The 11,781-nt window shown below is 59.5% G+C and carries 11 protein-coding genes and 1 tRNA gene; 5 read left to right on the top strand and 7 right to left on the bottom strand.

All coding sequences use genetic code 11. The features are described from left to right. Positions 1–27: 27 nt before the first annotated feature. The 4 genes from E0502_RS06845 to msrB all read left to right on the top strand — a co-directional run bounded on the left by E0502_RS06845 (position 28) and on the right by msrB (position 4,317). Positions 28–1,041, top strand: a complete 1,014-nt coding sequence (locus tag E0502_RS06845) for an ABC transporter ATP-binding protein (RefSeq protein ID WP_137677153.1) — start codon at positions 28–30, stop codon at positions 1,039–1,041. Further along, positions 1,038–2,270, top strand: coding sequence for an ABC transporter permease (locus E0502_RS06840; RefSeq protein ID WP_137677152.1), 1,233 nt, complete (start codon positions 1,038–1,040; stop codon positions 2,268–2,270). Before E0502_RS06845 ends, E0502_RS06840 begins: the two co-directional genes overlap by 4 nt. A 135-nt stretch (positions 2,271–2,405) precedes the next feature. Beyond that, complete coding sequence (locus E0502_RS06835) at positions 2,406–3,743, top strand: cytochrome P450 (RefSeq protein WP_137677151.1); 1,338 nt, start codon at positions 2,406–2,408, stop codon at positions 3,741–3,743. 76 nt (positions 3,744–3,819) lie between these two features. After that, the gene (gene msrB / locus E0502_RS06830) at positions 3,820–4,317 is read left to right on the top strand and encodes a peptide-methionine (R)-S-oxide reductase MsrB (RefSeq protein ID WP_137677150.1); all 498 of its coding nucleotides are present in this window, start codon (positions 3,820–3,822) and stop codon (positions 4,315–4,317) included. Here the strand turns inward: msrB and E0502_RS06825 are convergent. From E0502_RS06825 to E0502_RS06795, 7 genes are all read right to left on the bottom strand, one after another. Further along, the gene (locus E0502_RS06825; RefSeq protein ID WP_240048894.1) at positions 4,304–6,115 is read right to left on the bottom strand and encodes a hypothetical protein; all 1,812 of its coding nucleotides are present in this window, start codon (positions 6,113–6,115) and stop codon (positions 4,304–4,306) included. The genes msrB and E0502_RS06825 overlap by 14 nt on opposite strands. Further along, on the bottom strand, positions 6,081–6,503 hold the full coding sequence (locus E0502_RS06820) for a GtrA family protein (protein WP_240048893.1): 423 nt from the start codon (positions 6,501–6,503) through the stop codon (positions 6,081–6,083). Before E0502_RS06820 ends, E0502_RS06825 begins: the two co-directional genes overlap by 35 nt. Positions 6,504–6,522: 19 nt before the next feature. Beyond that, positions 6,523–8,112 (bottom strand): NAD(P)/FAD-dependent oxidoreductase, encoded by a 1,590-nt coding sequence (locus E0502_RS06815; RefSeq protein ID WP_137677148.1) that lies wholly within the window; start codon positions 8,110–8,112, stop codon positions 6,523–6,525. A gap of 56 nt (positions 8,113–8,168) precedes the next feature. Further along, on the bottom strand, positions 8,169–8,834 hold the full coding sequence (locus E0502_RS06810) for a PilZ domain-containing protein (protein ID WP_161593718.1): 666 nt from the start codon (positions 8,832–8,834) through the stop codon (positions 8,169–8,171). Between the two features lie 125 nt (positions 8,835–8,959). Continuing rightward, positions 8,960–9,044, bottom strand: a tRNA-Leu gene (locus tag E0502_RS06805). Positions 9,045–9,116: 72 nt separating this feature from the next. Further along, positions 9,117–9,398 (bottom strand): integration host factor subunit beta, encoded by a 282-nt coding sequence (locus E0502_RS06800; RefSeq protein ID WP_137677146.1) that lies wholly within the window; start codon positions 9,396–9,398, stop codon positions 9,117–9,119. Positions 9,399–9,589: 191 nt separating this feature from the next. Next, entirely contained in the window at positions 9,590–9,931 is a 342-nt protein-coding gene (locus tag E0502_RS06795; RefSeq protein WP_137677145.1) for a GntR family transcriptional regulator, read from the bottom strand. 215 nt (positions 9,932–10,146) lie between these two features. Between E0502_RS06795 and E0502_RS06790 the strand changes: the two genes are divergently transcribed. Beyond that, complete coding sequence (locus tag E0502_RS06790) at positions 10,147–11,778, top strand: peptide MFS transporter (protein ID WP_137677144.1); 1,632 nt, start codon at positions 10,147–10,149, stop codon at positions 11,776–11,778. The last annotated feature ends 3 nt before the right edge of the window (positions 11,779–11,781 follow it).

Below are 11,781 nucleotides of genomic sequence, written 5' to 3'. Positions count from 1 at the left end.
TTCACATGCCAAGGTTAACCGGCAGGCATGGACATGCCGCTAAGCCAAAGCCCCTCGCAAAACAATGCTGCGCAAGAGAACGCAGTACCCAATCGCGACCCGACCGAGCCGCTCGCAATCGAAGCGCGCGGGCTGGTCAAGCGATTCAGCGGAACGCTGGCGGTCGACGGAGTCGATATCTCGGTCCGGCAGGGCGCGATCTATGGCATTCTCGGTCCCAACGGTGCGGGCAAGACAACCACGCTGCGGATGTTGCTCGGGATAATCGACCCGGATGAAGGCGTGCGCCGCGTCTTCGGCCAGGACAATCCGCACGAAATTGCTCAATTGATCGGTTACCTGCCGGAGGAGCGCGGGCTGTATCCGGCCATGAAAGGCGTCGAAGCGATTGCATTCATGGGCGCATTGCGCGGATTGACGCTCGCCGAAGGGCGCGAACGCGGGCGCGAGCTGTTGATCAACCACGGCATGGAATTCGCCATCGAGCGTCAAATCCGTCAGATGTCCAAGGGGCAGGCACAGACTGTGCAATTGCTCGGTACGCTGGTGCACCGCCCAAAACTGGTTGTACTCGACGAACCGTTCAGCGGTCTCGACGCGATCAACCAGGGCAAGCTAGAACGCATGATCCGCGATCTCGCAGACGCCGGCACCACGGTGATTTTTTCGACCCACGTGATCCATCACGCCGAACGATTGTGCGAAGGCGTGGCAATCATCGCCGGGGGCAAAGTGCCCTATGCCGGGTCTGTCGAAGCAGCGCGGGACCGCATCCCAGCACAAGTCCGGCTGGAAACGCGTTCGCGCGAAGGCGCTTGGCTCAAGGCATTACCTGAAGATGCACGGCGCGAAGGCGACTTCTTTCATTTCCCGCTGCCGGAAACCGGTATCGAAAGCCTGCTCAAGGTGTTGATCGAAGGGAAGGCCGGCATCCAGACACTGTCGATCGAACGTGCCGGACTGCACGATGCGTTTGTCCACATTGCAGGTGAAGCCGCAGCGCGCGCGCTGGAAGACGGAACGATGGAGGACGGACAATGACGGTGACGGCCGGCGCAAAATCACGCCTTTCCATCTGGCAGGCGGCTTTCGTTGTCGCGCGGCGGGATTTCACCGCCGTCTTGTTCAGCAAGGCTTTCTTCTTTTTCCTACTCGGCCCGCTGTTCTTCATCGGCATGATCGGCGCGGGCGGTATGCTTGGCGCTGCATCGGTTGAGAATGCCGATCCGCCCAAACTGGCGGTCGCCATGAGCGGACCCGACAGCGAAGCCTTTATCGCGGCCCATGCAGAACTGGCTGAGCTGACCCGGTTGCCGGATCTCGTGACCGGACCAGACTTTTTCACCACCCCTACCGAAGAGCTGCTCAGCGGCAGCGAGAGCAACATCGCCGCTGTCCTGACAGGGTCGCTCAACGCACCAAAGCTCACAGGACCGGATGAGCGGATCGAGAACTGGCGCGGAGAAGTTGCGCTGATCGCAGCACGGGCGCTCGCTGACAATGGCGCGGTCTATCCGGAGGTTGCGCTAGACCCTACAGTCAGCAGCGTCGCGAGCCAACGCAGCAACAAAGCCTCCGTGGCAACAGCTTCCATTACTCTGCTGTTCCTGCTGACGATGCTGTTGGCCGGCATGGTGCTTTCCAATCTGGTGGAGGAGAAGGGCAACAAGATTATCGAAGTGCTGGCCGCCGCCATTCCGATGGACGCCGTGTTCCTCGGCAAGCTGTTTGCGATGCTGGGCATCAGCTTTGTCGGGATTACGGTCTGGGGCAGCGTGATCGGGACGATATTGCTGGCTGGTGGTGAATCGCTCCCGCCGATGCCTGAGCCGGGCGTTGGCTGGCCGCTCTTCGTCGCCCTCTTCCTGATCTATTTCTCTATGGCCTATTTGCTGATCGGATCGATCTTTCTTGCAGTCGGCTCGCTGGCGCCCACCGTGCGCGATGTGCAGACAATGTCCATGCCGGCCACCATTCTGCAACTGGTGGTATTCTTTCTCGTCACTTTCGCCATGCGGGACATTGGTTCACCGGTTGAACTGTTCGCGGTTATCTTCCCTCTTAGCTCGCCCTTCGCGATGGTGGCCAGGGCAGCGCAGGAGAGCACGCTCTGGTGGCATGCCGCCGCACTTGGCTGGCAAGTGCTGTGGGTTTCGATTTTCGTCCGTGCAGGCGCATCTCTGTTCCGCCGCAAGGTCATGCAATCGGGGCCGCGCGGCGCAAAGAAGAGGCGCGGCCTGTTGAGGCGCAAAGCCGCCGCGGACGCCTGAGACGCATCATCCTTTCGCCCCGACGCAAAGATCAGTCGCAAATAGCAACCCACTATTGACATTGTGGTAAGTAAGGGCAGGATGTTGCCCGTCGACTCCCTGGCACAAGCGGGAGCGACCAAGGAGAGAGAAAGTATGGCCACGATCGCCCCGCAACGCCCGGAATGCCGCAGCGAACCGAGTGCTTACGACGCGCTCAAAAAGCATTTTGAAGAGCATCCCGAGCAGCGGCTGGACCATCCACACAAGTGGGATGTGAGCCGAAGCGATATCTATGCGGACAACACGTGGCATCCCATCTTCCGGGAAATGCGCCAGGCTGGCCCACTCCATTACATTCCGGAAAGCCCGTTCGGCCCCTATTGGGCGGTTGTCGGACACAAGGCGATCCAGCACATCGAAGCCCTGCCAGAGACATTCTCGTCCAGCTGGGAATATGGCGGGATCACAATCCTCAATCGCCTGACGGAAGAAGAACTTGCGGAAAGCGGTGTCGACCGGCGCGAGCTACCGATGTTCATCGCCATGGACCGGCCGCAGCACACCGGTCAGCGCCGCACGGTCGCGCCCAAGTTCACACCGAGCGGCATGAAGGAAATGGAAGGCGACATTCGCCAGCGCACCGGCGAATTGCTCGACAGCCTGCCGCGCGGCGAAGTGTTCGACTGGGTCGACAAGGTCTCGATCGAACTGACCACCGGGATGCTGGCCCTGCTGTTCGGCTTCCCCTGGGAAGACCGCCATCTGTTGACATTCTGGTCCGACTGGTCGGGCGATACCGAGCTTGCGACCGTGCGCGAACTCGATGAGATGCGCTGGAGCTTTCTCCACGAAATGGGCGCCTATTTCCAGTCGCTGTGGGTCGAGCGGACGCACGACAAGGAGCCGGGTGACGATCTCATCTCCATGATGCTTCACTCGGAAGCGATGAACCAGATGCGGCCAGAGGAATTCATGGGCAATCTGGTGCTGCTGATCGTTGGCGGCAACGACACCACGCGCAATTCGATGAGCGGGATCATCTACCAACTCGACAAGAACCCCGACCAGCGCAAGCTGTTCGAACAGCAGCCCGAGCTCATTCCCAATGCTGTGCAGGAAATCCTGCGCATGCAGACCCCGCTGGCCCATATGCGCCGCACCTGCACGGAAGACACAGAGGTTTTCGGCCAGCAGATCAAGAAAGGCGACAAGGTCGTCCTGTGGTATCTCTCGGCCAATCGGGACGAAGAGGTCTTCGAGAATCCCGACAAGCTCGATATCACGCGCGAGAATGCGCGGCGGCACATCGCTTTCGGCTATGGGATTCACCGGTGTGTCGGTGCGCGGCTAGCCGAATTGCAGCTGCGCGTCTTGCTCGAGGAACTGCACAAGCGCCGGATGCGCGTGCATGTCGCGGGCGACATAGAAAGAGTGCGGGCGAATTTTGTCCATGGCTTCCGCAAACTCGAGGTCGAAGTCACCGAGTTCTGATCTGGCCTGAGTGAAACCTTTTGCGCCGCGCATCCGTATATACGGGTAGAGAAGCGCAGCGCGAAAGGACCCGATCATGAGCCATTTCAACCCGCAAGACCGCCGTTCCATTCTGGGCTGGCTTGGTGCTGGCTGCGCACTGCCGGTTCTTGCCGCGTGCGGCAGTTCGCCTGCCGAAGCGAAAAGCTGGCCGGTTTCGCGTAGCGATGCAGAATGGAAGCGCCGTCTGACGGGCGCCGAGTACCGTATTCTGCGCCAGGCCGGGACCGAGCGGCCTTACAGTTCGCCGCTCAACAAGGAAAAGCGCACGGGCACATATGTCTGCGCTGGCTGCCAAAACCGGCTCTACTCATCGAGCACCAAGTTCGAAAGCGGCACCGGCTGGCCCAGCTTCTGGAAACCACTAGCCAGCGGGATCGCGACCGACACCGATTACAAGCTGGGATATCCGCGGACGGAAGTGCTGTGCGCAGACTGCGGCGGGCATCTCGGCCACGTGTTCAACGACGGCCCTCGCCCCACCGGCAAACGCTATTGCATGAACGGTGCGGCGATGGACTTCATTCCGGCTTAGGCACTGGACTCAACCGCCACACCCTGAAACTTTCAGGGCCGTCCATATCGACCGGAACGAGCCATTCCGGCGGCTTCCCTTGCATCAACTGCGCCATCAGGCCGTCAGAATTGGCGGCAGCAAGAATGCGCGGCTCGGCGAGATCGGTGCACAGCACGACATAATCTGCGCCATGATCGGTGACGATCTGGCGGGCTTCGGCAGAGGGCGCTGTAAAGGCAAGGATCACGTCGCGCATGGCATTCTGCGCACGGTGGTGACTGGTCGCGACGACTGCATGCCGGCTTTCGAGCAGGATGGCAGGGCCAATGTCGAACGGCGCGAAAATGACTCCCTTTGGCAAACCTGCCAGCTTGGCTGTCTGAGTTGTCACATCACATTGCGACTGCCGAACGGGTACGGGCATTTCAGTGCGCGGCAATACGGACTGCACGGCGCGCAGCGGGGCTGACGGCAGCAGAACAATGAAGATGCCCGACGCCAATACCAATTTGTCCCGCAGGCTCTCTGTCTTGCGCAGCCGGTCGAGCCATTGCGCAATCAACCAGCCCAGCGGAACAGTAGCGATCACAGCTGTGAAAGCGGCGGAGCGCCAGACGAAAATTGACAGCGCAATCATGGCTATCAGCAGCACGGCATAATCGCTCCACCAGCCAGCCAGCCAGTCGCGCGAGCGGGCGCGGATCATCAGCGTGGCGATGAGCCCGACGAGCAGCTGGAACAGGACCGGGAGCGCGGCGAAAAGATCCTGTTCCCACAGCGGCCGGCCTTCAGCGATGTTGCGATACCAGAAATCATACACCACCGGATCGAGCGCGCCGAACGGTGTCTGCAGGCAGTCGGGTGAGCTCACCGCGAAGAAGCCCGCTGCGGCCAGGGCGGCGGCTGAAAAGAAACCAAGCAGCACCAATGCCGGCAAACGCGGAAGCACAGCGATGAATCCTGTGGCCAGCGCTGTGACGACGAAAAAACCGAGATGTGCAGGCGACAATGCATCGCAATGTTGCGCCAGATCGGTGACGCCGCGAGTCAGGAGGAACAAGCCAACCTGCCCCAGCGCGAACGCCTGCATGAAGGCGACCAGCCACCAGCGTTGGTGATAGTCGCGAATCCACCGCAGCAGCAATACGCCGCCGAAGGCAGCCGCAACCGGCAGGATTTCGAGCGAAATCGTTGCCCCTGCGGCAAGTGCAAGACCCGCCAGCGCCCCGCCCAGCACCGCGTTGCGACCGGCGAGAGCCCATAGCGCCAAGGCGGTCGAGGCGATCTGCCAGCCGTGATGGTCGATCCGCATGGGTTGCAACTGAAACACCAGCGGGCCGAGCAACCCGCACGCGAGGCAGGCAAAAGTCGCCACGCGAATATCGAATAGCCGCCAAGCAAGGCGGCCGATTGCCAAGAGCACTACGCCGAGCGTCAGCAGCGGAACCGCCACGGAAGCGATGACTTCAGCGGCTGCTTGCCCGAAGATCGGAGACAGGAGCACGATCAGTGCGGCCAGCGGAATATCGACCAGGCGTGACCAGTGCATCAAGGTGCCGTCAGGAGGGGCGATCCGGTATTGGTGGAGATCAAACCAGCCCTGCCCGGCTATCAAATCGCGCACCTGCACCAGCCGCAAGGCGTCGTCCGGGTCGGGAAATTCACCCGCCACGATCCGCTGGTATCCCAGAATAAGGAACAGCACTGAAAGCGCTGCCCACACAATCGCAATGCGCAGATTTGGCTTCTCGAAGCGGCGGAGGCGCCGGTCGGTTGGCATCTCAGGCCTGACCGATGACAGATGTACGAAAAACAATCTTGCTGCGGAGGAGCCAGGTCAGCGCAAAGCTGATTGCAATGGCGACCAGTTTTGCCGGACGCGGGTCAATGGCGAGCCAGTCTGCAGCTCCGACGATCGCAATCGTCACGCCCAGACCGAGCAAGGCCGAGACGACAAACAGGGCTTTCTGCTGAGTCCGCTTCATTCCGCGAGCGGCCACGCCTTCTGTGAACACCGTACGGCTCGACAGCAACCAGTGCGCCACGATACCGGCACTGTAGCCGATGGCCGAGGCCAGTGCAGGCAGCGTCCCGCCCGCCAGCAGCAGGAGAAAGCAACCGACATCGATCGCAAGCGCGCCGACGCTCGCTACGAGGTAGCGCGCGAAACGAATGTCCTGCAATGTGCGCAGTGCATTGATCACCGCCTGCCCCTTTCTGCGATTATGCGACCTTGCGATCATCATCCCCGGTTTCTGATGCAATACGTTCCGGAACCTCGCGCAGCGAACTCAGCGCAGCCGCCTGGTCTTCGGTCAGCGTTTCGCGGGCCGGCAGGGCTTTCTCAGCCCCTTCATCACCGGTTTCGTGATACTCGGCGTCCTCATTGACGCACCAAGTGTCGTAGATCCGTTTGTCGGCGATGATATTCTCGACCGTCAACATGGCGGTCATCATCGCGTGGTCCTGATTGTTGTAGCGGTGCATCCCGTTGCGGCCGACAAGATGCAGCGCCGGATGCTTTTCCTCCAGCTCGCGGCGCATTGCTTCGACATTGGCGGCGTAATCCTCGTCATAGACCGGATAAGCCTTTTCCTGCCGGACCACCGCCCCGCTCCTGACCTTCTTGCGGTCGACCAGGCCGAGAATTTCCATCTCGTCGGTTGCCAGCTTGACCAGGTCCTCGTCGGACATTGACCAAAGGCCGTCACCTTCGAAGCAGAAGTATTCCAGACCAACGCAGGCCATGTTCTCATCGGGGATCATTTCCGGCGACCAGCTGCGGAAGTTTTGCACGCGGCCAACCTTCACTTTGCTGTCATGGATGTAGATCCAGTTGTCCGGGAACAGGTCTTCGCCTTCGACCATCAGCGCCACCGTCAGGAAGTCGCGATATTTGAGCTTCGACGCGTTCCATGTCGTGTCGGGCAGCGGATGCAGACGCGCGGCGAGCTCACGCATCGGCGCCGAGCTGATCGCATGCTTCGCTTTCACCACCAGCTTGCCTTCGGGCCCGGTGGCGGTCATCCGCCAGCCGCCCTGTCCGTCCGCCGAAAGCTGTTCGAGGCCGTGGCCCATGAAAACCTGACCATTGCCGCTGGCAAGAATCTTGTCGCGCGCGGCCTCCCACATCATGCCCGGGCCGAGACGCGGATAGCGGAAGGTTTCGAGCAGCGTCTTCACCGCTTGCCCGTCATTCGGCCGCTTGTTCAATCCGAGCGAACGTTTGAGACCGTCGATCACCGCGTTCCACAGGCTCAGGCCCTTGATCCGCTGGGCCGCCCAGTCCGAGCTCATTTCATTGCATGGCATGCCCCACACTTTCTCAGTGTAGGTCTTGAAGAAGATAGAATAGAGTTTCTCGCCGAACTGGTTGGTGGTCCAGTCCTCGAAGCTCTTCACATTACGGCGCGGGAAAGCCTTGTAACGCAGGTAACTCGCCATGCACGCGGTCGAGCGCCAGATGCCGAGGTTCCACAAGGCTTCGAAAGCCCGCAGTGGATAGCTGTAGAATTTGCCTTCGTAATAGATGCGGCTCATTCGCGGGCGCTGGATAAAGTCGTCCGGCAGGATCTCGTTCCAGAGATCGACCACGGCAGCGCTCTTCGAGAAGAAGCGATGGCCACCGATATCGAAGCGATAGCCTTCGTGCTGGACCGTCCGGCTGATGCCGCCAACATAGGTGGCGTCTTTCTCGATAATCGCGACCGATTTGCCTTGCTTGGTCAGCAGGTATCCGGCGGTAAGGCCGGCCGGCCCCGCCCCGACAATCGCGACGTCGACATTCAGTTCATTGGCTTGCGAAACGCTCATCCGTGCCCCCGATTAGATTCTCCAACCGGAAGTGAAGGAAAATGGTTAGGAGAAGGTTAAGACGGGGTCGGACCGGCGGGCGTCGATACCTGGCCCGGCGAAGTGCGAAACCCCTCGGCCTGGAGCCGTTCAATGAGCACTGCCAGTTCGGCCAACGAAAAGGTCGTGTCGAACACAAGACCAAACTGGTTGCCGCGCCGCCAGCGTACACGCGCCTCGATCGTCGGAAAGCCTCTGGCTTCGAGCATTATGGGCTGGCTCACTGCGAGCTTGCTGTCACATTCCAGCAAGGCGCCCTGCCGCGAAAGATTGGCGATACTTGCAGTGTACGCGACCCCGCCGCTCTGGAATGTGATCGGCATTGCGATATCGAAGCGGAGGTCACGCTTGGGGTAAAGGCTGCAATGTCCGATGATGTTATCGACTTCGACCTGGTCCATGAACTGGAGCCCGACTTCGGTCGCGCGATTCCATACGAATTCCAGCGAATGCCTGTCGCCGGTCTGCAGCTCGAGCGTGATCGGTCCCTTCCATTCGATATCGTGAAACAGGCGCAGGCTGACACCTGTCGCGGAAATATCGCGGATGATGCAGACGAACTGCGACTCGCCGACATGCAGCTTTGCTGGACGGATAAGCAATGTGAAGCGCGGTGCCGCGCGGTCCTCGATATCAACCGGCTGCATGCCTTCGCCTTCCGTCTCCGGCAGCGGAAAATTCATTTCATCGGACCCCTTTGCCATTCCCCGGCTCACCTCGCTGACTAGGCGCAAAGGGTTAGCAAGCCTTGGTCAGGACATCCCTACCGCCGCATTAGGGATTTGTACGCAGGACTGGAGAATGTTGATGGTGCGGGTGGTGGGACTCGAACCCACACGATCAAGGATCAGGGGATTTTAAGTCCCCGGCGTCTACCATTCCGCCACACCCGCACGCGCAAGACCTCGCAGCGCAAAGCGCGTGCGCGGTCAAGTGTCTGCGGTGGAATTAAACCGGGAAGCGCGTTAGCTCTCGTTCAGCCGCTCGCGCATTTCCTTGCCCGGCTTGAAATATGGCACGCGCTTTGCCGGCACGTCGACCGTTTCTCCGGTGCGCGGATTGCGCCCCTTGCGCGCATCTCTTTCCCGCGTGGAAAAGGCGCCGAAGCCACGCAATTCGACCCGGCCGCCCTCAGTCAGTCGCTGAGAGATTTCCTCGAAGAATATGTCGACAACCTGTTCGATCTCGTCCGCACGCAAGTCCGGGTTGTCCTTGGCAAGCGCCTGCAACAGTTCCGACCTGATCATTTGCCTCTCCTCACGGGATGGCTGGCTGCAATTCGATTGGCCAAACTCTAACCCCGTCCGATCCCTGCTGCTTGCGACGCAGCTTTCTACGCGACCCTTGTTGCTTACGTGCCAGATGCCAGCGTCTCACGCAATCTTTGAAAGAGGGAATCTTTCGCCGCAGTGTCGATCAGGCTCGTTGCGTGAAAGGATTAGGCGGACTGAAGGAGTTCCGCCGGATCGATGCCGAGGCGATCCATACGGGAGCGAATCTCCGGCCATTCCTCCTCGACGAACTGGAGCCGTTCCGCCCGGCGCAGCTTTTCGGCTGCTCCGCGTACAACAAACATTCCGACGCCGCGCAGAACCTCCACCAGCCCATCGGTCTGGAATTGCTGATAGGCCTTGGCAACCGTCAGCGGGTTTGCCCCCTGCTGTGCGGCGAAAGCCCTGACCGACGGCAACATTTCACCCTCGGCATACTCGCCCTCGATAATTGCCGCAGCGATATGATCGCGCAATTTGAGATAAACGGGGCGGCTTTGCTGGGTCATAGCGGCTTGCTCATGGCATTTGTCCTCTTAGAGGTGCTTCAGTGCCATAATACAGCGGGGCGCGTCAAGGTTCCCGCATTTGATCATTTTCTGACCGACAAGCTGGTTTCGCCTGAAACTAGCGCTTCACATGAAGAAAACAGGCGCTAGGGTGCGCGCGTTCACAGCTCCTACAATGCGGGCGTTTAAGACAAGAATTCGGGGATCGATACCATATGAAGGATTTCGCGCTTTGGGCAGAGGCGGACTGGATTGCCGCGATAGCGGCTGCGGTTCTGGGACTTTTCCTACTTGGAGGGGCCTATGCGGTCACTCGCAAGGAACCGGAATTTGGAGGCCACCCCAAAGGCCTTTATATGCTTTTCTTTGCCGAAATGTGGGAGCGGTTCTCCTACTACGGCATGCGCGCGTTGCTGATCTTCTATCTGACGCAGCATTGGCTGTTCGATAATGGTTCCTCGAATGTAATTTACGGCGCTTACATCAGTCTTGTGTACATCACTCCCGTGCTCGGCGGGTGGCTTGCCGACAATTACCTTGGGCAGAGAAAGGCCGTGCTGTTCGGCGCCATTCTCCTGACTTTCGGGCATTTCCTGATGGCGTTCGAAGGCACCGGCGGCCAGAGCGATCCAACCATCAACATCTTCTGGCTGGCGCTGGCCTTCATTATTGTTGGCTCGGGTTTTCTGAAAGCCAATATTTCGGTGATGGTCGGTCAGCTTTATCCGAAGACCGATATACGTCGCGACGGCGCGTACACGATTTTCTACATGGGCATCAACGTGGGCGCCGCCGTGGGCGCGATCCTCGCAGGCTATCTCGGTATCGTTAAAGGCTGGGAATACGGCTTTGGTGCCGCCGGGCTTGGTATGCTGGCAGGACTGATTGTCTTCGTACTCGGCAAGCCGCTGCTTATGGGCAAGGGCGAGCCAGCCAAACCCTTGGCAAAAAACATCGAATTGACCGTATATGGCGTAGGCATCGTTGGCGTTGCCGTGATGTGGGTCTTGATTCAATACCAATCGCTGGTTGGCGGCCTGATGTTGATCGCGGGTGCGATCCTGCTCGGTTATGTTCTGTTCGAGGCCTTTAAACTCGACAAGCATCCCCGCGAACGCATTTTTGCGGCTCTCTTCTTGATCGCATTGCAACCGCTGTTCTGGGGCCTGTTCGAACAGGGAGGCGGCTCGCTGAATCTCTTCACGAATGAGTTTATCGATCTCCAAGGCGTTCCCGCCCCGATCTTCCAGTCAATCAATCCAATCTACATTATCTTGCTCGCTCCTGTCTTTGCTGGCCTTTGGACTTGGCTAGGAAGAAAGGGTCTTGAGCCTTCTACTCCGGCAAAATTCGGACTTGGGCTAGTCCAGCTCGGCTTTGGATTTCTGGTACTCGTTTGGGGTGCAGCAACTGTCGGGATCGATGCGAAAATCCCGGTCATCTTCCTGTTCGGAATTTATCTCTTTCACACGACTGGCGAATTGTGCCTCAGCCCAGTCGGATTGTCTGCCATGAACCGGCTCTCGCCCAAGCATCTTGCCAGCTTGATTATGGGGGCTTGGTTCTTTGCGACGGCTGGCGGTGGTTTTGTTGCCGGAATCATCGGTGCTGCCACAGGCGGTGAAGACGGTGAAATGGGACGAGAAGCCGCTTTGAATGTTTACTGGACTATTGGCCTAATCGCGATCGGAGTCGGCGTATTTGTCGTACTGATCGCGCGGTTCGTAGCCAAGTACATGCACCTCGACACGCTCAACGACGACAATGTCGGAGATGATCTGTTGGGTGGAAGCGAAGTCGGCGAGCCACAGGCCGCGGGCATCCATCCGGCGACCAAGAACGATTAAGGG

Origin of the sequence: Parerythrobacter lutipelagi (assembly GCF_005434975.1) — a bacterium.
Classification (GTDB): Bacteria; Pseudomonadota; Alphaproteobacteria; order Sphingomonadales; family Sphingomonadaceae; genus Parerythrobacter_A; species Parerythrobacter_A lutipelagi.
The sequence above is the reverse complement of the archived record's forward strand: the minus strand, read 5'-3'. Positions and strand labels throughout refer to the sequence as shown.